Source organism: Streptomyces sp. NPDC048291 (genome assembly GCF_043201715.1).
Lineage (GTDB): Bacteria > Actinomycetota > Actinomycetes > Streptomycetales > Streptomycetaceae > Streptomyces.
The window spans coordinates 68,465-87,388 of sequence record NZ_JBICZC010000013.1 but is presented as its reverse complement, the minus strand read 5'-3'; the positions used below and the strand labels follow the sequence as shown (position 1 = coordinate 87,388).

Annotated in this window: 18 protein-coding genes; 3 read left to right on the top strand and 15 right to left on the bottom strand. The window is 70.3% G+C overall.

The genetic code is table 11. The annotated features are described in order from the left end of the window. Positions 1-24 precede the first annotated feature (24 nt). From ACGF5O_RS33015 to ACGF5O_RS33005, 3 genes are all read right to left on the bottom strand, one after another. Complete coding sequence (locus ACGF5O_RS33015; protein ID WP_393813561.1) at positions 25-1,395, bottom strand: FAD-binding oxidoreductase; 1,371 nt, start codon at positions 1,393-1,395, stop codon at positions 25-27. Between the two features lie 189 nt (positions 1,396-1,584). Next, positions 1,585-2,514 (bottom strand): amidohydrolase family protein, encoded by a 930-nt coding sequence (locus ACGF5O_RS33010; protein ID WP_393813560.1) that lies wholly within the window; start codon positions 2,512-2,514, stop codon positions 1,585-1,587. Then, complete coding sequence (locus ACGF5O_RS33005) at positions 2,507-3,343, bottom strand: SDR family NAD(P)-dependent oxidoreductase (protein ID WP_393813559.1); 837 nt, start codon at positions 3,341-3,343, stop codon at positions 2,507-2,509. The genes ACGF5O_RS33010 and ACGF5O_RS33005 overlap by 8 nt, the downstream gene beginning before the upstream one ends. A 174-nt stretch (positions 3,344-3,517) precedes the next feature. Here ACGF5O_RS33005 and ACGF5O_RS33000 point away from each other — a divergent pair, with 174 nt between their 5' ends. Then, the gene (locus ACGF5O_RS33000) at positions 3,518-4,843 is read left to right on the top strand and encodes a hypothetical protein (RefSeq protein WP_393813558.1); all 1,326 of its coding nucleotides are present in this window, start codon (positions 3,518-3,520) and stop codon (positions 4,841-4,843) included. 74 nt (positions 4,844-4,917) lie between these two features. Here ACGF5O_RS33000 and ACGF5O_RS32995 read toward each other — a convergent pair whose 3' ends face one another. From ACGF5O_RS32995 to ACGF5O_RS32980, 4 genes are all read right to left on the bottom strand, one after another. Beyond that, entirely contained in the window at positions 4,918-5,775 is an 858-nt protein-coding gene (locus ACGF5O_RS32995; RefSeq protein WP_393813557.1) for an intradiol ring-cleavage dioxygenase, read from the bottom strand. Positions 5,776-5,905: 130 nt separating this feature from the next. After that, positions 5,906-7,069: a cysteine desulfurase family protein gene (locus ACGF5O_RS32990; protein WP_393813556.1), complete on the bottom strand. Its 1,164-nt coding sequence runs from the start codon at positions 7,067-7,069 to the stop codon at positions 5,906-5,908. Positions 7,070-7,223: 154 nt separating this feature from the next. Then, positions 7,224-7,496 (bottom strand): DUF4190 domain-containing protein, encoded by a 273-nt coding sequence (locus ACGF5O_RS32985; RefSeq protein ID WP_393813810.1) that lies wholly within the window; start codon positions 7,494-7,496, stop codon positions 7,224-7,226. 35 nt (positions 7,497-7,531) lie between these two features. Next, on the bottom strand, positions 7,532-7,699 hold the full coding sequence (locus tag ACGF5O_RS32980) for a hypothetical protein (RefSeq protein WP_393813555.1): 168 nt from the start codon (positions 7,697-7,699) through the stop codon (positions 7,532-7,534). Between the two features lie 120 nt (positions 7,700-7,819). Here ACGF5O_RS32980 and ACGF5O_RS32975 point away from each other — a divergent pair, with 120 nt between their 5' ends. Beyond that, positions 7,820-8,476 carry a TetR family transcriptional regulator gene (locus ACGF5O_RS32975; protein ID WP_393813554.1) on the top strand — a complete coding sequence of 219 codons (657 nt, stop codon included), beginning with the start codon at positions 7,820-7,822 and terminating at the stop codon, positions 8,474-8,476. Between the two features lie 59 nt (positions 8,477-8,535). On the opposite strand, the gene ACGF5O_RS32970 is transcribed toward ACGF5O_RS32975, so the two are convergent. After that, positions 8,536-8,916, bottom strand: coding sequence for a hypothetical protein (locus tag ACGF5O_RS32970; protein WP_393813553.1), 381 nt, complete (start codon positions 8,914-8,916; stop codon positions 8,536-8,538). A gap of 195 nt (positions 8,917-9,111) precedes the next feature. Next, positions 9,112-9,963: a thioesterase family protein gene (locus ACGF5O_RS32965; protein WP_393813552.1), complete on the bottom strand. Its 852-nt coding sequence runs from the start codon at positions 9,961-9,963 to the stop codon at positions 9,112-9,114. Positions 9,964-10,150: 187 nt separating this feature from the next. Between ACGF5O_RS32965 and ACGF5O_RS32960 the strand changes: the two genes are divergently transcribed. Continuing rightward, the gene (locus ACGF5O_RS32960; RefSeq protein ID WP_393813551.1) at positions 10,151-11,380 is read left to right on the top strand and encodes an alpha/beta hydrolase; all 1,230 of its coding nucleotides are present in this window, start codon (positions 10,151-10,153) and stop codon (positions 11,378-11,380) included. Here the strand turns inward: ACGF5O_RS32960 and ACGF5O_RS32955 are convergent. The 6 genes from ACGF5O_RS32955 to ACGF5O_RS32930 all read right to left on the bottom strand — a co-directional run bounded on the left by ACGF5O_RS32955 (position 11,289) and on the right by ACGF5O_RS32930 (position 18,893). Next, positions 11,289-11,948, bottom strand: a complete 660-nt coding sequence (locus ACGF5O_RS32955) for a trimeric intracellular cation channel family protein (protein WP_351961334.1) — start codon at positions 11,946-11,948, stop codon at positions 11,289-11,291. The two genes, ACGF5O_RS32960 and ACGF5O_RS32955, sit on opposite strands and share 92 nt — an antisense overlap. A 47-nt stretch (positions 11,949-11,995) precedes the next feature. Further along, positions 11,996-13,396 (bottom strand): M1 family metallopeptidase, encoded by a 1,401-nt coding sequence (locus ACGF5O_RS32950; protein ID WP_393813550.1) that lies wholly within the window; start codon positions 13,394-13,396, stop codon positions 11,996-11,998. Between the two features lie 100 nt (positions 13,397-13,496). Further along, positions 13,497-14,870 (bottom strand): ABC transporter ATP-binding protein, encoded by a 1,374-nt coding sequence (locus tag ACGF5O_RS32945; protein WP_393813549.1) that lies wholly within the window; start codon positions 14,868-14,870, stop codon positions 13,497-13,499. Positions 14,871-14,896: 26 nt separating this feature from the next. Next, positions 14,897-15,994 carry an ABC transporter ATP-binding protein gene (locus ACGF5O_RS32940; protein WP_393813548.1) on the bottom strand — a complete coding sequence of 366 codons (1,098 nt, stop codon included), beginning with the start codon at positions 15,992-15,994 and terminating at the stop codon, positions 14,897-14,899. Then, positions 15,991-16,989 (bottom strand): ABC transporter permease, encoded by a 999-nt coding sequence (locus tag ACGF5O_RS32935; RefSeq protein WP_393813547.1) that lies wholly within the window; start codon positions 16,987-16,989, stop codon positions 15,991-15,993. Before ACGF5O_RS32935 ends, ACGF5O_RS32940 begins: the two co-directional genes overlap by 4 nt. 110 nt (positions 16,990-17,099) lie before the next feature. After that, positions 17,100-18,893 (bottom strand): ABC transporter substrate-binding protein, encoded by a 1,794-nt coding sequence (locus tag ACGF5O_RS32930; protein ID WP_393813546.1) that lies wholly within the window; start codon positions 18,891-18,893, stop codon positions 17,100-17,102. Positions 18,894-18,924 lie beyond the last annotated feature (31 nt).

The window sequence follows — 18,924 nt, the reverse complement described above, 5'->3', positions numbered from 1 at the left end:
AACGGCTCTCCTTCGGGGCGTGGATCACTGTGTCCGCGCGGGGCCCGCGGCGGCGTAGGCGGTGGTGGATTCGGCGGGGGTCATGTAGGTGCGGAACAGGCCGTCGGGGTCGTACACGGCCCGGATCTCCTCCAGGCGGCCCGCGTTGGCCGGGCTGAGCCCGTGGTCGGGGCGGTCCGCGAGGTTGTTGTCGGAGAACTGCAGCCCCGTGGACAGGTGCTGGATCGCGGCGAGTCCGCCGTGCGCCCACCGCTCGTGGAGGAGGTCCTCGGCCGGGTCCGTCCAGCCGGCGTTGGGCGAGAGATAGAGCTTGGCCTGGCTGGACCAGCAGGCGTCGGGGCGCTCCGGGAAGCCGCCCCACAGCATCCACAGGACGTGGCTGGTGGTGTCCGGCGCGGAGTCGAACAGCGGCCGGGCGGCGGCCAGCACCTTGTCGACCGGCTCGTCGGTCCAGATGCCGTCAAGCGCCCAGCGCATCCCGGCCGGGGTCATCCGGTCGGCGTGCGTGTACAGCTCGGCCATCGTCGTCTCGGCACCGACGACCTCCCGCAGTGCCCGGTCCCGGAAGGGCGCGGTCTCCAGCAGGGCGAGCGGCTCGGAGGTCTCGTCCTGGGCGAAGGCGGTGGCGGTGACCGAAACGGTGTGCCGGTCGAGGCCCTCCACGAACCCGACCTTGGCCGAGAACTCGACCTCTCTCGGCAGCAGTTCGAGCGTGTCGTACGTCCAGGCCAGCACCTCGTCCCGGAGGTCGAGCGGGTAGCTGTGCAGGGTGCGCAGCAGCCGCTTCGGCGCCGGGTGCAGGGCGAGGTGGAAGCGGGTGACGACCCCGAAGAAGCCGGGGCCGCTGCCGCGCGCCGCCCACAGCAGGGCGGGGTGGTCGGCGTCGGTGGCGTGCACCAGGGTGCCGTCGGCGAGGACGACGTCCACGGCGCGGATGCCGAGGCAGGCGGGGCCGAGGTGGCGGGAGTCCCAGCCGTAGCCGCCGCCGAGGAGGAAGCCGCCGAGGCCGACGGTGGGGGCGTGGCCGGTGGGGAAGAACAGACCGTGGGGAGCGGCGGCTTCGAGCAGGGCGGGTCCGGTGGCGGCCGGCTGCGCGGTGGCGGTACGGGTGGCCGGGTCGACGGTGACCTCCGTCAGGCGGGACAGGTCGAGCAGCATCCCGCCGTCGCGGACGCCGTTGCCGACCCAGCTGTGGCCGCCGGAGCGGATGCCGATGCGGTGGCCCTCGGCGTGGGCCAGCCGGACTGCCGCGACGACGTCCAGCTCGTTGCGGGCGAGCACGATGACGTCGGGGTGGCGGTCGGGTTTGCGTTCGTTCCAGACGGCGTCGAGACGGGCCCGTTCGTAGGACTCGTCGCCGCGCCGGATGAGGGTGCCCTGGGGCAGTTGGTGCATGGCCGTCTCCTCACGCGTTTCACCCGGGACCATACTGTCGACACTTTCGGCCTTCAAGAGATGCGTCATCGAAATATCTGGCATCTCTGCCGACACTAGGTACATCAGTGTGGGGTGCCGTGCGTCGTCGTTTGTCTGCGGCGCCATGGGGGCTGGGCGCGCGGTTCCCCGCGCCCCCGAAGGGGCGCTTCACTCGTCGAAGTCGAACAGTTCGGCCGGGTTGGTTACCAACAGGCTTTTCAGTACCGCTGGTTCGGGGGCGATGCGCTCCAGCAGGTCCACCAGCAGGCCGTCGTCCGGGGGGTCGCCGGTGATGTTGACGTGGGGGTAGTCGGTGCCCCAGACCACCCGCTCGGGGGCGTACGCGACCAGGGACGCGGCGAGGTCGACGGCGTCGGTGTACGGCGGGCCCTCCAGGGAGAGGCGGTCGACGCCGCTGACCTTGACCCAGACGTCGCCCGTGTCGAGCAGGGCGCGCAGGGTGCGGGTGGCCGGGCTGTCGCGGCCCGCGGCCAGGTCGACGCGGCCCATGTGGTCGATCACCACCCGGCCGGGCAGGGCGCGTACGACGTCGGTCAGGTCCGGCAGGTCGTCGCCGCGCACATGGAGCTGGGCGGCCCAGCCGAGACCGTCCACACGGTCCAGTACGGCGTCGATCTCGGCGTTCGTCGGCCGGCTCCGCAGGTGGGGCAGGAAGTTGAGCCGGAAGGCCCGTACGCCCGCCCGGTGCAGTTCCTCCGCCTCGGCCCGGCTCGTGGTCTCGCCGATCAGGGCCACGCCCCGCACCCGCCCGCCGCCGGCCGCGAGGGCGTCGAGCAGCACCCGGTGGTCGTGGCCGTAGCAGGACGACTGCACGACCACCGTCCGGGTCAGCCCCAGGTGGGCGTGGAGGGAGCCGAGTTGCTCCTTGGGGGCGTCGAGCGGGGTGAAGGTGCGGTCCGGTGCGTACGGGAAGCGGGCGACGGGTCCGAAGACGTGGCAGTGGGCGTCGCAACTACCCGGGGGCAGACGGAGTTTCGGCACCCTGGGCGACGGGTGCGGGGGCGGGCAGCCCGGCGAGGGCGCGGGGAGCGGGAGCCGGGGCAGGACGGCCGGTGCGGGCGCGGCGGGTTCAGTCACAGCGGGCCGTCATTCCGCCGTCGACCACGATCTCGGTGCCGGTGACGAACCGCGCCTCGTCCGAGGCCAGGAAGAGTGCCGCGTACGCGGTGTCGCGCCCGTCGCCCATGAAGCCGAGCGGGATCCGGGCCTGGCGCTGGGCGAGGAGTTTCGCCACGTCCCCGCCCGCGCGCTGCCCGGCGAGCCGGGCCTCGACCAGCGGGGTGTGCAGCTGCCCGGGGACGACGGTGTTCACGCGGATACCGTCCGGCGCGTACTCGACGGCCGTGACCCGGGACAGCTGGATGACCGCCGCCTTGGCCGCCGCGTATCCCACCTGGGCGGCGCCCGTCCAGCGCAGTCCGGAGCAGGAGGCGGTGTTGACGATCGACCCTCCCCCGCCCCGCCGCATGACCGGGACGGCGTGCTTGCAGGCGAGGAAGGCGCTGGTGAGGTTGGTCCGCAGCTGGCTCTCCCAGTCCTCCAGGCTGAGCTCCACCACCCCGCCCGCCCGGGAGCCGCCCACGTTGTTGACGAGGATGTCGATCCGGCCGGCCCGTTCGGCGGTCTCGGCGAAGTAGGCCCGGACGGCGTCGGGTTCGGTGACGTCCAGGAGATCGGTGCGGACCGTGCCGCCCTCGGTACGGATCTGGTCCGCGGTGACCTGCAACGCGTCCTTGTCCCGGTCGGTGAGAAGGACGGTGGCGCCTTCGCGGGCGAAGAGCACGGCGGCGGCGCGGCCGTTGCCCCAGCCGGGGCCGACGCTGCCGGCGCCGCCGATGACGGCGACCTTGCCGGCGAGCCGCCCTGCACGAGGGCTGAGTGGGTGTTCTGGCGTGTCCTGAAGCACAGGAGCCTCCCTCCATGGGGGATCGGAGCCTGCCGACAGTCATAGCCAAGTGTCGACACAAAGTAAACATGAGAGCTTTGTTGAGCGGATACCCGGCGCCTTCTTGCCAAGGGTGTCGACAGAGGGCTTGTATGGGTATCGGTACCGAGGAAGCAGCCGATCCGGAGGACAGCCGTGCAGAAACCCCCCGTCTTCACCCCGGAGGAGATCGCCCGCTTCCGCGCCGAGCTCGGTGCCCGCCGGGCGCCCGGTGCGCACGAGCCCGGCCGCTGGTCGGTGAGTCCGCTCAACCGCCGTACGGACGTGGTGGGTTCGCTGCCCGAGACGGTCCGGCTGCGGGACGCGACCCTGCGCTCGCTGGAGACCCTGCCGGGCGTCACCGCCCCGGCCGCGGCGAAGCGCGCCTTTCTGCGGCGGGTGGTGGCGACCGGGGTGCCGGAGGTCGTCACCGCCGGACCGGGCGGACGGGACGAGGGCGTGCTGAAGGCCGAGGTGGATCTGGTCAAGGGCGAGAACCCGCAGTGCCGGGTGATCTGCCCGCTGATGCGCTCGACGGAGGACATCGACCGTGCCGCGCGGGCCGGTTACGACGCCGTCCAGGTGTGGGTGCAGGGTTTCGGCGAGACGGCGCTGCTCTACCGGCCCGACGTGTACGCGGCCGCGTGGCGGGGCGAGGAGTGGCGGACCCCGGAGACCGCGCGCGACCGGGCCGCCGTGCTGGGGCGGGCGGCGCGGCTCGTCTCGTACGCCCGCTCGCTGGGCGTCGAGGTGATCGCGCCGATGCTGATGGTGTCGTACCTGACGGAGGAGGACCACGCGGCGACCGTCGCGGCGCTGGCCGAGGCCGGGGCCGGGGAGCTGACCCTCTTCGACGGGCCGGGCGCGATGAGCCCCGAGGCGTTCGGGTATCTCGTACACCGGACCAGGGAGTTGGCGCCGGACGTGGCGGTGGGTCTGCACCCGCACAACACGTTCGGACTGGCCGTCGGCTGCGCGGTCGCCGCCGTCCGGGCCGGCGCCGGCGCCGTGGAGCTGTCGGTCAACGGCTACTGCGGCGGTCCGGGCAACGCCGATCTGGCCGCCACGGCGCTGGCCTTCGAGGCCGTCTACGGCGTCCGTACCGGCATCCGTACCGAGGCACTCACCGAACTCTCCCGGCTGGGTGCGGAGGTGACGGGCTATCGGACGGCCTGGAACCACCCGATCACCGGTCCGGACGCGTTCTGCTGGGGCGGCCTCGACTTCATCACCCAGGAGACGGCGGTGGATCCGCTGCTCCACAACTGCGTGGAGCCGTCCCTGGTCGGCAACGAACGCCGGATCCCCTTCACCCCGGACAGCGGCCCGTACACCCTGGCCGACCGGACGGCAGCGCTCGGCATCGACCTGCCTCCGGCCGGCCTGGACCAACTGCTGGATCAGGTGCAGCAGTTGATGGCCCGGGAGAACCGCCTCGCCGATGACGCCGACCTGCGGGCGCTCGCCCGGGAACTGGGGTGACCGGCCGGCCCGGTGGCCATGACGGGTTGGCGCACCGGGCCGGCGGCGTCAGCCTGCCTCCGGGCCCGTCGGCCTCAGGAGGTGCTGACACCCACGGTGAGCGTCGCCTTGTACCCGTCGGAGACGCTGTCACCCAGTGCGGTCAGGGTCAGCAGGCCGGAGGAGGCACCGCCGTCGTCGTAGATGGTGTCGTCGGAGAGCTGGGTCTCCGTGGTGGTGTTGTCGGAGTACGGCGAGGTCGCCTGGACCTCGGTGTTGATGTCCGCGTCGAAGAACAGCTGACCGGTGTGGATGATCGAGCCGCCGGTGTACGAGTCGTCGGTCAGCGTCACGTCGGTGTGCACCCGCATGTGGACGTGGACGGCCCGGGAGACGTAGTGGCCCGGCCAGATCGAGATGAGGCTCACCTGGCCGTCGGAGTCGGTCAGCTGGCCGCCCCGCAGGAAGGTGCCGTCGTCGGTCTCGGTGTGGCCGTTCTTGCCGACGAACCCGGAGTACTCGCCGAGCGCGTCGCAGTGCCAGATCTCGACCAGCGCGTCCGCCAGCGGGGCACAGTCGTTGGCCTCGTCGACGACGGTGAAGGTGTACTGGACCTCGACACCCTCCTTGTCCTCGCGGACGTCCTCGCGCACCAGCGCGCCCGTGAGCGAGTACGGGCCCTCGGTGACCTCGGCGGTGAGGGAGCAGACACTGGAGGAGGCGTCGCTGCTGACGGTGGTGGAGGCGTCGGAGTCGGCGTCCGGGGTGACGGTGTCGGCGGAGGCGAGACCGGCGGCCATCAGCCCGCCGGCCGCGGCGATGGTGGCGCCGCCGATCAGCACGCGCCGCCGTTTCATCGTGTTGTCCATGCGGTGACGGCCCGGCTGGGCGTCGAGGGTGTCGGCGGAGGCGGGCTCGGGGTTCTGCTCGGAGGCAGAGGCGTTGTCTGTCATGTCACGAGAACCTAAGGACCGACCTGAGGTGGGCCATGGCCACGCACTGTGAGAACACTGGGGAAAGAACGCCTCAACTCACCCTCTTTGGAAGACAGTTGGGGCAGATTCCGCGTGTTGCGGGCGGCCCTCAGCTCAGTCCGGCGGCCCGTGCCCGCTCCACCGCCGGGCCGATCGCCTTCCCGACGGCCTCGACGTCGGCCTGGGTGGAGGTGTGGCCGAGCGAGAAGCGCAGGGTGCCGCGGGCCAGGTCCGGGTCGGTGCCGGTGGCCAGCAGGACATGGCTCGGCTGGGCGACCCCGGCGGTGCACGCGGAGCCCGTCGAGCACTCGATGCCCTGGGCGTCCAGCAGCAGGAGCAGCGAGTCGCCCTCGCAGCCGGGGAAGGTGAAGTGCGCGTTGGCGGGGAGGCGGTCCACCGGGTCGCCGCCGAGGATCGCGTTGGGCACGGCCGCACGGACGGCGTCGATCAGGGCGTCCCGCAGGGCGCCGATCTCCCGGGCGAACCACTCGCGGCGCTCGGTGGCGAGCCGGCCCGCCACCGCGAAGGAGGCGATCGCCGGGACGTCGAGGGTGCCGGAGCGGACGTGCCGCTCCTGGCCGCCGCCGTGCAGGACGGGGACGGGGGTGTGCTCACGGCCGAGGAGCAGGGCGCCGATGCCGTACGGGCCGCCGACCTTGTGGCCGGAGACGGTCATCGCGGCGAGGCCCGAGGAGCCGAAGTCCACCGGGACCTGGCCGAAGGCCTGGACCGCGTCGGCGTGCATCGGGATGCCGAACTCGTTGGTCACGGCGGCGAGTTCGCGGACCGGCAGGACCGTGCCGATCTCGTTGTTGGCCCACATGACGGTGGCGAGGGCCACGTCGTCGGGGTTGCGTTCGACCGCCTCTCGCAACGCCTCGGGGTGGACCCGGCCGTAGGTGTCGACGGGGAGGTACTCCACGGTGGCGCCCTCGTGTTCGCCGAGCCAGTGGACGGCGTCCAGGACCGCGTGGTGTTCGACGGGGCTGGCGAGGATCCGGGTGCGGGCCGGGTCGGCGTCGCGGCGGGACCAGTAGAGACCCTTGACCGCGAGGTTGTCGGCCTCGGTGCCGCCGGAGGTGAGGACGACCTCGCTGGGGCGGGCGCCGAGCGCTTCCGCGAGGGTCTCCCTGGATTCCTCGACCGTGCGGCGGGCCTTGCGGCCGGAGGCGTGCAGGGAGGACGCGTTGCCGCTGACGCGGAGGGCGGCGGTGAGTGCTTCCACCGCTTCCGGGAGCATCGGGGTCGTGGCTGCGTGGTCGAGGTAGGCCATGGTGGGGTCGATTCTACGGGCGGCTCCGCCGCAGGACCGAGGGGCGCCGTGGCCGGCTCGGGCCGGTGGGTCACCGCGGGCCGTGCGGGGCTGGTCGCGCAGTTCCCCGCGCCCCTTTGGGGCGCTGCCCTTGAGGGCGCCTTCGAGGATCCGTTCACAGGCTCCAGGAGACCGTGTTCGAGGCTGCCATGGCGATGGCGAGGACCGCGAGGTCGGCCACGCCGAGGGCGAGGCCCAGGTATGCGCGGCCCTTGCGGGCCGTGCCGTGCCACAGGGAGACCAGGGACAGGATGATCGCGATCGGGCCCAGGAACAGGTTGAGGACCAGGAGGCCCAGGAGGCCCAGGATGAAGGACGCCACGGCCATGCCGTCGGCGTCGCGGGTGGGGGTCCCCGGGCGGGGGGTGGCGGGGGCGGTGAGTTGCATCATGCTCAGCTCCTGAAGTGAGCGGGGACGGCAGGTCAGTTGGCGGAGGTCTGGCGGCGGCGGGCGAGGCGCTCGCGGAGTGCGAAGACGGCCAGCCAGACGACGATCACGGCGGCGAGGCCTGCGGTGACGTCGAGCGGTGCGTGGGCCACGGTGCCCAGCACCACGCCGAGCAGCATGAGTGCGGCGACGAGGAACAGCATGGGGTGGATCCCCCTCCGTTACATTTGGGTGAACGGTTGTAGTAACAGTTGTTCACTGACTTTGAGTCTAGCAACCCGCACGGCTTTTCAATTCCGGAGAACAGTTGTTAACTGGATGACATGAGTCACACCCTCGGCATCCGACAGGCCCAGAAGCAGAAGACCCGCCAGGCCTTCCTGGACGCGGCGCTCGCCCTGCTGGAGGAGCAGAGCCTGAGCAGCCTGGGACTGCGCGAGGTCACCCGGGCCGTGGGCGTCGCCCCGACCGCCTTCTACCGGCACTTCCGCTCCACCGCCGACCTCGGCGTCGCCCTCGTCGACGAGGCGCTCGGCAGCCTGCACCCGATGGTCCGCACGACGGTCGCCACGGCCGGCGAGGAGCGCATCACCCGGGCCGTCCAGCTGATCGCCGGCCATGTCTCCGCGCACCCGGCGCACGTCCGGTTCATCGCCCGGGAGCGGCACGGCGGGGTGCAGCCGGTGCGGGAGGCGATCCGGGCCCAGCTCGCCCGGTTCGCCGAGGAGGTCAAGACCGAGCTGGCCAAGGACCCGGAGGCCGCGGGCTGGAGCGACGACGACCTGCTGATGCTCGCCCACCTCTACGTGGACCAGATGCTCATCACCGCCTCCCTGTTCCTGGAGACCCTGGAGTCGGCCGAGTCGGCCGAGTCGGCCGAGCCCTCCGAGGCGGAGCGGCGGCGCGTCGTCCAGGTCGCCACCCGGCAGCTGCGGCTGATCAGCCTCGGCCGGCAGCACTGGCTGGACCAGGAGTCGTGACACACAGGGGCGGCGCGTCCGTTCGCCGGACGCGCCGCCCCTGTCGTACGACCTCCGAGTCAGCTCTTGGTCGCCTGCGCGGTCGGTGCACCGCTGGGCGCCGCACCGCCCGCGCCGGGGCCGCCCTGGCCGCCACCGCAGCCGCCGGCGCCCTGACCGCCGCCGGGGCCGCCGCCCTGGCCGCCGGGGCCGCCGCTCGGCATGCCGGTGGGGGTGCCGGTCGGCTTGACCGTGGAGTTGCCCGTGGGGGCGCCGGAGGGGGCCCCGCTCGGCCGGCCGGAGGCGTTGCCGGTCGGCATCCCGGACGGCGCCTGACAGGACTGCGACTGACCGGAGTTGCCGCTGCCGGAGGACGACGAGTCGCTTGAGCCGCACGCGGTCAGCAGCAGCGGGGTGAGGGCGAGCAGGGCGACCGCGGGGACGAGACGTGCACGCTTCATGAGAGACAGCTCCATAAAGGATGAGGGAGTCCTGAGGCGTGGCACTCAACCAACGGCGCTTAGGGCGCACTTGGGCCCGCCCTGTCCCCAGCCTGTGATTCGGGTAAAGGGCACCTCAAGAAACCGCTCTGACCTGCCCCTTCACCGAAAGGCGCGCCCTACCCGCTGGTACAGGCCCGTGACAGAACGGGGTTGTCAGCCGAGCCGGACCCGGGCCAACTGCCGCGACTGGGCGACCAGTCGGTCCGCGCTGTCCCAGACCTCGGCGTCCTCCTCCAGGAAGCCGCCGGCCAGGTTGCGGGTGGTGACGGAGACGCGCAGCGGGCCCGGGGCGGGCCGGTGGCGGACGTGGACGGTGAGTTCGACCGTGGGGACCCAGCCCTTGAGGCCGATCTCGAACGCGGTCGGCGGCAGCGCGTCCACCGCCAGCAGGAGGGAGAGCGGGTCGGCGTCACGGCCGTCCGCGAGACCGAACCAGGAGCGCATCTCGCCCTTGCCGGAGGGGGCGCCGAGGGCCCAGCCGAGGGTGGCGGGGTCCAGCTTGAGCATCAGGCGCTCGGTGATGGCGGAGCTGCCGTCGACCGGGGCCGGACCGTCCTCCGGGCCGAAGCAGTGCTCCATGGGCGGGATCGCGGGCGGGGTCGCCACCGTCCGGACGTCGTCGGGGAGGGCGGTGAGGTCGCCGTAGGAGGCGAGGACGCGGATGCGTTCGACCTCGTTGCCCTCGTCGTCGTACTGGAGGAGCGCGGCCTGACCGGTGGAGAGGGTACGGCCGGTGCGGACGGTGTCCGTGCGGATCACGGCCGGGCCCGGCCGGGACGCGGTCAGGTAGTGCGCGGAGATCGTGAACGGGTCCGGGTGCGGCAGCGCGTCCGCGAGCGCCCGGCCGAGCACGGCGAGGAGGTAGCCGCCGTTCACGGCGTTGATGATGGTCCAGCCGGCCGAGAGGTCGATGTCGTAGACGCCGGGAGCGCGTCGGGTGACCGCGGTGTCGCGGTCGAACTCGCTGTCGCCGATCACGGCCCGCGTGGATGCTGCTTCTGGCATGCCTGAACAGTACAAGAAGTGATTACTAAGCGGTAGCTTTTGTGATCCACGCACCAGCGGTCCGGCCTGCGCCCTGCCGGCGCCCCACCGGTAAGGGATCCCTCCCCCGAGTGAGGTTCCGGCAATTTCTAGGTAAGTGTCCGGACACGTCCGTAACCCGGAGCCCTCGATTCCCCTCTATGGGGACATGAGCCTCACCGGGACTCCGTTCCTCTACACGACCATCGTGCTGTCCGTGGTCGCCCTCATACTGCCGCTCGTCCTGTGGTCGAGGATGCGCGGGCCCAAGGCCGTCCGTGCCGCGGCCCGGGTCCTGATGCTCCTGTTCGCCCAGGCCACCGCGGTGACCCTGATCTTCGTACTGGTCAACAACCAGAACAACCTGTACGACAACTGGGCCGACCTGCTCGGTACCGGCGACCACGTCCAGCAGGCCGCGAACCTCGGCCAGGACGGGACCGGCGGCATAGCGCTGAAACGGCTGCCCAAGGTCAAGCAGGCCTTCTCGGCGGCCGACGGACCGGGCATGCGGGCGGCAGGCGGGGTGGAGGTCACCCAGCTCAAGGGCCGGGTCTCGGGCGTCAACGCCGAGGTCTACGTCTGGCTGCCGCCCCAGTACCACGAGGCCGCCTACCGCAACCACCGCTTCCCGGTCGTGGAGCTGCTGCCCGGCTACCCCGGCTCGGCCAAGGCCTGGTTCGGCTCGCTGAAGGTGACCGAGCAGCTGGAGCCGCTGATGAGGAGCGGCCGGGTCGCGCCCTTCATCCTGGTCGCGCCGCGCACCAACCTGCTGGCCGGGGTCGACACCGGCTGCGCCAACATCCCGGGCACGGTCAACGCCGACAGCTGGCTCAGCATCGACGTGCCGAAGATGGTGACCGACAACTTCCGTGCCGCCCCCGCCCCCGCGAACTGGGCCGTGGCCGGCTACTCGGCGGGCGCGCACTGCGCGGTCAAGCTGGCGGTGGCCCACCCGGACCGCTACCGGGCCGCCGTCAGCCTGTCCGGCTACAACGACCCGATCGGCGAACGGAACTCGCTCGCCGCGCAGAGCATCGCCCTGCGCGAGCAGAACAACCCCTACCTGCTGCTGCGCAAGGCGCTCACCCCGCCCCGGATCGCGCTCTACATCTCCGGCGAGTCCGGCGACGGCTACCAGGCCGGCGTGGCGCTGGAACAGGTCGCCAAGGCTCCGACCACCGTGCACGTGGTGTACCTGCCGCGCAGCGCGGGCGGCCACAACATGGCGCTGTGGCGGCCCCAGGTGCCGACGGTCTTCGAGTGGCTCACCCTCAACATGGGCCAGAGCCACGCCGGGGCCGGGGCTACTCCTCCCGAACCGTCGAACGCCGGTTCCACGCACGCGGCGCTCGCCAGTGGTACCGCATCGCGAGCAGGCGCAGTACGAAAGCGGTGACGACCGCGAGCCCGCTGGTGAGCGGGGTCAGCGCGTCGTAATGGATGCACAGCACCACCGTCGTCGCCCCGACGATCGCCGGGACCGCGTACAGGTCGCGGTCCCAGCGCAGCAGCGAGGGAACCTCGTTGGCGAGCACGTCCCGGAGCACGCCGCCGCCGACCGCGGTGGCGAGCCCCAGGGCGGCGGAGGCGGTGAGGTTGAGGCCGTAGGAGTACGCCTTCGTCGTGCCGCTGACCGCGAACAGGCCGAGGCCGGCCGCGTCGAAGACCAGGACCGCCGACTGGATCCGCTCCACGTGCGGATGCAGGAAGAAGACGACCAGGGCGGCGATCAGCGGGGTGATGAAGTACCCGAGGTCGGTGAAGGCGGCCGGGGGGACGGCCCCGATGATCACGTCCCGGAAGATCCCTCCGCCCAGCGCGGTGACCTCGGCCATCACTCCGATGCCGAAGACGTCGAAGTTCTTGCGGACGGCCAGCAGCGCGCCGGAGATGGCGAACACGAAGATGCCGATGACGTCGAGCGTGTGCTGGACGGAGGGAGAGAAGAGTTGCTGGAGCTGCACCCTGACATTGTGACCTGCCAGGGCGCGTGAACCTTACAAAGCCAGGCCTACTGGGCGGGCAGGGCGGGTTTCCCTGTGCTGAACAACCACGTCTGGAACAGGTCGTCGAGCTGCTGCCCGGAGATCTTCTCCGCGAGGCGGATGAAGTCGGCGGTGTCGGCGTTGCCGTAGCGGTGCAGCTTCGTCCAGGCGGGGAGCAGCTTGAAGAACGCCGTGTCGCCGATGCGTTCGCGCAGCATCTGGAGGGTCATCGCGCCGCGCTGGTAGACGGCCGAGGCGAACATGGTGTCGCGCTGCGGGTCGGCGACGGTGATCTGCCAGAAGGGGTTGTCGGCGGCCCGGGAGTTGTAGCCGGCCAGGAAGGAGTCGTGGGCCGAGCGGGTGCCCTGGTGCTCCGCCCACAGCCACTGGGCGTAGGTGGCGAAGCCCTCGTTGAGCCAGATGTCCTTCCACTGCGCCACGCTCACCGAGTCGCCGAACCACTGGTGGGCCAGCTCGTGCACGATCGTGGTCTCGTTGCGCACCGCCGAGTAGGCCGGCTTGCTCTGCACCTCAAGCGAGAACCCGGCCTCCGGCATGTCGTCGACGATGGCCCCGGTCTCCTCGAAGGGGTACGGCCCGAAGAGCTGCGCCCAGTAGTCGGTGGCGGCGGCGGTGACGGCGTAGACATCGACGCTGTTGCTGTTCGCGAGGGTCGGGTCGATGGCCACGTAGATCGGGATCCCGGAGGGGGTCCTCCCGGTCCGCACGTCGAACTTCCCGATGGTGGCGGTGGCGAGGTAGGTCGCCATCGGCTTCGACTCGCGCCAGTGCGTGTACGTCGAGCCGCCCTTGTCGTACGTCGAGACCAGCCGGCCGTTGGAGACACCGGTCAGGCCCTCGGGCGCCTTGATCCGGATGTCGTAGGTGGCCTTGTCGGAGGGGTGGTCGCTGGACGGGAACCAGGTGGAGGCCGCGTTGGGCTCGCAGGCGACGAAGACGCCGTCGGGGGTCTTCATCCAGCCGTAGTCGGAGCCGAACACGATGGGGCCGTTGAGGGGTTCGGGGATCCCGCCGTAGGTGACGGAGACGGTGAAGTCACGGCCCTTGCGCAGCGCGTCCCGCGGGATGACGGTGATCTCGTCGCCGGTCCGCGTGAACTGGGCGCGTCTGCCGTTCACCTCGACCTTCGTGACCTCCAGCTTCTGTAGGTCGAGATCGAAGGCGGAGAGGTTCTGGGTGGCGCGGGCGGTGAGGGTGGTACGGCCGTCGAGGCGGCCGGTGTCCGGGGCGTAGGCCACGTCGAGGTCGTAGTGGCGGGCGTCGAAGCCGCCGTTGCCGAGCTGGGGGAAGTAGGGGTCGCCGGTGCCGTCGGCGCCCGGGGTGGGGGCGGGGGCGGCGGCTATGACGAAGGAGGCGGCCGCCGCTGTTGCGACGGCCGCCAGACGTGCCGAACGGGAGAGGCGCATGAGTCGTCCCTTTCGAGCGTGCCGGTCAGTGGACGGACACGGTCGACTCTGCGCTCTCCCGTTAAGACATGTACATGACTTTGCAAAGTCGTGTCATGCGCTACTTGCCGGTTGGCTCCTGTGAATCCTGTGCCTCGGCTGTGGCACCTTCCGAACCTTCGGCGGCCTCGGCGGTCTCCGTGTCCTCGGCGGACTCGGTGACCTCCGAGGTCTCGGTGTCCTCGGTGTCCCCGGTGTCCTCCGAAGCTTCGGCGCCTTCGGCAGGCTCGGCGGCGGACTCCTCGGCGGTCTCGGCCGGGGCGTCGTCCGACTGGTGCTCGGCCTCCAGTGCGGCCACCGCGGCCGACGTCTCCGCCGACTCCTCCAGGGCCGCCTCGCCCACCAGTTCCGCGGCCTGCTTCGCCGCGGTCAGCAGGACGGTGTCCTGCGGGGCCTGGTCGGCGAAGTTCTCCGGGTGGTGGCAGGCGACCTGCTGGCCGGGCTTGAGCTCGACGAGCGCGGGCTCGGTCGTCCGGCAGATCTCCGTCGCCTTCCAGCAGCGGGTGTGGAAGCGGCAGCCCGACGGCGGCGAGATCGGCGAGGGCACGTCACCCTGGAGCAGGATGCGCTCGCTCTTCTGACCGCGGCGCTTCGGGTCCGGGATCGGCACGGCCGACATCAGCGCCTTGGTGTACGGGTGCATCGGCGCCTTGTACAGCGATTCCCGGTCGGCCAGTTCGACGATCTTGCCGAGGTACATCACCGCGATGCGGTCCGAGACGTGCCGGACGACCGAGAGGTCGTGCGCGATGATCACGTACGTCAGGCCCAGTTCCTCCTGGAGGTCGTCCATGAGGTTCACGACCTGCGCCTGGATCGAGACGTCCAGGGCGGAGACGGGCTCGTCGGCCACGACCAGCTTCGGCTTCAGGGCGAGCGCGCGGGCGATGCCGATGCGCTGGCGCTGACCACCGGAGAACTCGTGCGGGTAGCGGTTGTAGTGCTCGGGGTTGAGACCGACCACCGACAGCAGCCGCTGCACTTCCTTCCTGACACCGCCCTCCGGAGTCACGCCCTGGAGCTTGAAGGGCGCTCCGATGATCGTGCCGATGGTGTGGCGCGGGTTCAGCGAGGAGTACGGGTCCTGGAAGATCATCTGCACGTCGCGGCGCAGCGGACGCATGCCGCCGACGCCGAGGTGCGTGATGTCCTTGCCCTCGAACTCGACCTTGCCGCCGGTCGGCTCCAGGAGCCGGGTGATCAGCCGGCCCATCGTCGACTTGCCGCAGCCGGACTCGCCCACGACACCGAGGGTTTCACCGGCCTTGACCTCGAAGTCCAGCCCGTCGACCGCGTGCACGGCACCGACCTGCCGCTGGAGCAGGCCCTTCTTGATCGGGAAGTGCTTCTGGAGCCCGGTCACCTTGAGCAGGGTCTCGCCCTGGGCGACGCCCCGGGTGGAGACGGCACCGTCGCTCTGCGCAGGAATGGTCACTGCCGCGTCCTTGGTGGGTTTCTCGCTCACAGCTTCGGCGCAATCTCTTCGGTCCAGATCCGCTCCCGCTGCTCCTGCGTCATGTGGCAGGCGGCCCAGTGCCGGCCGCCGACCTCGGTCAGCTCCGGACGGACCGTGCGGGTGACGTTGTCCTTGGGGACGTCCGCGTACGGGCAGCGGGGGTTGAAGGCGCAGCCGGACGGGATGTTGATCAGTGAGGGCGGGGAGCCCTTCACCGGGATCAGGCGCTCCTGCTGCTCGCGGTCGAGGCGCGGCATCGAGCCGAGCAGACCCCAGGTGTAGGGGTGCCGGGGCTCGTAGAACACCTTGTCGGCCGGGCCGCGCTCCACACAGCGGCCGCCGTACATCACCAGGATGTCGTCCGCGAGTTCGGCGACGACGCCCAGGTCGTGGGTGATGATGATGACCGCGGAGCCGAACTCCTTCTGCAGGTCCCGGATCAGGTCGAGGATCTGCGCCTGGACGGTCACGTCCAGGGCGGTCGTCGGCTCGTCCGCGATGAGCAGTTCGGGGTTGTTGACCAGCGACATCGCGATCATCGCGCGCTGGCGCATACCGCCGGAGAACTCGTGCGGGTAGCTGTCGACCCGCTTGTCCGGCTGGGGGATGCCCACCCGGTCGAGCATCTCGACCGCGCGCCGCTTGGCGGTCTTCTTGTCGACGTTGTGGTGGATGCGGTACGCCTCCACGATCTGGTGGCCGATCGTGTAGTACGGGTGCAGCGCCGACAGCGGGTCCTGGAAGATCATGGACATCTGACGGCCGCGGAGCTTGCGCACCTCGTCCGGCGGGCTGCTGAGCAGCTCGGTGCCGTCCAGCCAGATCTCGCCGGAGATCTGGGGCTTGCGCTTGCCGTACTGCCCGGCGGTGTGCAGGCCCAGGATGCCGAGCGAGGTCACCGACTTGCCGGAGCCGGACTCGCCCACGATGCCGAGGGTCTTGCCCTTCTCCAGCTGGAAGGAGAGCCCGTCGACGGACTTGACCAGGCCGTCGTCGGTCGGGAAGTGCACCTTCAGGTCGCGCACTTCCAGGAAGGCCGTCGGAGCCTGCGAGCCGCTCGTGGGCTCGCCCACGGCCGCACCGCTCTTGCTCAGTTCGGTCATGAGAGCCTCACTCGGGGGTCGATCACGGCGTACAGGATGTCCACCACGAGGTTGGCGATCAGCACCGCGAGAGAAGTGATCAGGGTGACGCCCAGGATGATGGGCAGGTCCTGGTTCTTGATGGCGGTCAGCACCGCCTGGCCGAGGCCCGGCAGACTGAACGTCGTCTCGGTCAGGATGGCACCGCCGATGAGGGCACCGAGGTCCATGCCGAGCATGGTCAGGATCGGCGTCATCGTGGAGCGCATGGCGTGCTTGCCGATGACGACGTGTTCCTTGAGGCCCTTCGCGCGCGCCGTGCGGATGTAGTCCTCGCCGAGGATCTCCAGCATGGTGGCGCGCGTGATACGGGCGTACATGGCGGCGTAGAGGAAGGCGAGGGTGATCCAGGGCAGGATCATGCCGCCGAGCCAGCCGGAGAAACTCTGGTCCAGCGGCACGTACTGGCCGTTGATCCAGTTCAGCCCGTAACTGAAGACGGCGAGCGAGAGCAGACCGGTGAAGTAGATGGGCAGGGACACACCGCCGAGCGCGACCACCATGGCCGTGCGGTCCCAGATGCTGCCCCGCTTGAGCGCGGAGAGCACACCCGCCGCGACACCGAAGACCAGCCACAGCACGGCGGCGCCGAGCGCGAGACCCAGGGTCACCGGGAAGCGGTCGGTCAGCACCGGCCAGACGGCCTGCTCGCTACGGAAGGAGTAGCCGAAGCACGGCGCGGCACAGTGGGTGACGTCACCGCCGGCCGCGTAGGTGCGGCCCACGAAGATGCCCTTGAAGAAGTGCCAGACCTGCACGAAGATCGGGTCGCTCAGACCCAGCTTCTCCCGCACCGCCGCGACGGCGTGAGGGTCGGCCTGCTTGCCCACGAAACTCGTGGCGATGTCCACGCCCGCCCACTTGGGGACGAGGAAGAAGATGCAGAAGACCACCAGGATGATGACCACCAGCATCACTGCGGCGGCGAACAGCCGCCTGATGAGGTAAGCGAGCACAGCTAACGGCCCGCCGCGGGACCGCGGGCCCCGGAGGTCTTCCGGTGGCCCGCGGTCCCGCCGCGCCGGCCTTCACCTGCCTTTCGTGCCGTACGGCGGGTGTGCCGGGATTACTTCGTGGACTTCAGACCGATGTTGACGAAGTCGTAGTAGCCGCTGTACGCGTTCGTCGTGTACACGTTGGCGATGCGCGAGGAGCGCCAGTTCAGGAGTCGCTCGAAGGTGAAGGGCAGGTAGTACGCGCCCTCGGTCACCTTGTGGTTGATGTCCGTGGCGATCTGCGTCTTCTTCGACTCGTCCAGGGCGGTGTTGTACTGGTCGAACAGCCCGTCGATCGTCTTGTCCTTGATCAGGCCGAAGTTGTTGTTGCCGCTCTGCAGGATGTAGCTGCTGTCCCACAGCGGGGCACCGAAGCCCTGGACGGTCGGGAAGTCCGCGCCCCAGCCCATGATGATGATGCCGAGCTTCTTCTTCGCGACGTTCGAGGGGGAGCCGATGATGCCGGAGCTCTGCGAACCGTCGTACTGGTAGATGTCGGCCTGGATGCCGACCTTCTTCAGCGCCGCCTGCAGGGACGTGGCCGTGGCCACCTCCTGCTGCTTGTTGTTACGGACGGCGATGGTGGTCTTGAAGCCGTTCGGCTGACCGCAGGCCTTGAGCGCCTTCTTGGCCAGGTCGTCGTTGCCGGTCTTGTTGGCACCGGAGATGCCGTACGGGTCGTACTTCTGGCCCTCGCCACCGGTGATGGCCGGCGGGAGCATGTTGGTGCCGATGTCACCACCGGCGATCGGGCCACCGCGCGCGGTCTGCAGCGACACGTGGTCGGCCGCGTAGATGACCGCCTTGCGGCACTCGATGTTGTCGAACGGCTTGACGCTCTGCGGGAAGACCGCGTAGCGGATGAAGCCGGAGATCGGGTTGTCCAGGTTGGCCTTGTGCTCCTTCAGGGCAATGGTGCGGCCCTGCGGACCCAGACCCGTCTGGCCGGCGTCGATGTCGTAGTCGCCGTTGATCAGACGCTGGTCCATGTCGGACTGGTTCGAGGAGATGGTCAGCGAGATCTTGTCCGGGTACGCCTTGCGCACCGGGTCGGACGACGCCTTCCAGCTGGTGTTGCGCACCAGCACCAGCTTCTTGCCCGGGCTGTACGACTGGAACTTGTACGGGCCGGAGGAGAACGGGTGCAGCGTGTACTTCGCCTTGGTGTCCTTGTCCTGGCGGACCGGGGACGCCGTGACCATGGCGAGGACCTGCTTGAAGTCCGAGTTCGCCGTGGGCAGGTGGAAGACGATCGTCTTGGCGTCGGGCGTGGAGATCGCCTTCAGGCCGAGCTTGTCCTTCGAGGTGTCCTTGTACGGACCCTTGTAGGTGCCCTTGGGGTCGAGCATCTGCTGGAGGTAGATCGGACCGCCGGACAGCACGTCCTGCGCCCAGACCCGCTCGATGCCGTACTTGATGTCCTGGGAGGTGATGGCCTTGCCGTCCTCCCAGGTGATCCCGTCACGCAGGTGGAACGTGTAGGTCTTGCCGTCGGCCGAGACCTGTCCCATGTCGGTGGCCAGGTCGGGCGTGAGCTCGGCGCCCGCGGCACCCGGCTCGGTCTTGAAGGTGAGCAGCTGACGGCTGTAGTAGCGCGAGAAGTCCCACATGAAGCCGTAGTAACCGCGCGTGGTGTCCCAGAAGTCGGCGTCCTGAGCGGAGACGAACTTCAGCTCGCCGCCCTTCTTGACCAGCGAGGCCTGGGCGACCTTGTTGTTCGCCGCGTCGAAGCCGGCGGCGCCGTTCTTCGAACCGCCGTCGTCGCTCTTGCCGCCGCCGCACGCTGCCAGGGCCAGCATGCCGGCGACCGCGGCAGCAGCGGCAAACGCCTGCTTACGCCGTCCTGAGGCGCGTTGGGTAGTCACGATCTCGGATCCTCCGGATTTGATGAGAGAC

What these genes read in the sequence shown, in the direction of transcription:
- ACGF5O_RS33015 (WP_393813561.1), bottom strand. Translation starts at nt 1,395, where the DNA reads ATGCACCAACTGCCCCAGGGCACCCTCATCCGGCGCGGCGACGAGTCC.
- ACGF5O_RS32995 (WP_393813557.1), bottom strand. Translation starts at nt 5,775, where the DNA reads ATGACAGACAACGCCTCTGCCTCCGAGCAGAACCCCGAGCCCGCCTCC.
- ACGF5O_RS32990 (WP_393813556.1), bottom strand. Translation starts at nt 7,069, where the DNA reads ATGGCCTACCTCGACCACGCAGCCACGACCCCGATGCTCCCGGAAGCG.
- ACGF5O_RS32985 (WP_393813810.1), bottom strand. Translation starts at nt 7,496, where the DNA reads ATGCAACTCACCGCCCCCGCCACCCCCCGCCCGGGGACCCCCACCCGC.
- ACGF5O_RS32980 (WP_393813555.1), bottom strand. Translation starts at nt 7,699, where the DNA reads ATGCTGTTCCTCGTCGCCGCACTCATGCTGCTCGGCGTGGTGCTGGGC.
- ACGF5O_RS32975 (WP_393813554.1), top strand. Translation starts at nt 7,820, where the DNA reads ATGAGTCACACCCTCGGCATCCGACAGGCCCAGAAGCAGAAGACCCGC.
- ACGF5O_RS32970 (WP_393813553.1), bottom strand. Translation starts at nt 8,916, where the DNA reads ATGAAGCGTGCACGTCTCGTCCCCGCGGTCGCCCTGCTCGCCCTCACC.
- ACGF5O_RS32965 (WP_393813552.1), bottom strand. Translation starts at nt 9,963, where the DNA reads ATGCCAGAAGCAGCATCCACGCGGGCCGTGATCGGCGACAGCGAGTTC.
- ACGF5O_RS32960 (WP_393813551.1), top strand. Translation starts at nt 10,151, where the DNA reads ATGAGCCTCACCGGGACTCCGTTCCTCTACACGACCATCGTGCTGTCC.
- ACGF5O_RS32950 (WP_393813550.1), bottom strand. Translation starts at nt 13,396, where the DNA reads ATGCGCCTCTCCCGTTCGGCACGTCTGGCGGCCGTCGCAACAGCGGCG.
- ACGF5O_RS32940 (WP_393813548.1), bottom strand. Translation starts at nt 15,994, where the DNA reads ATGACCGAACTGAGCAAGAGCGGTGCGGCCGTGGGCGAGCCCACGAGC.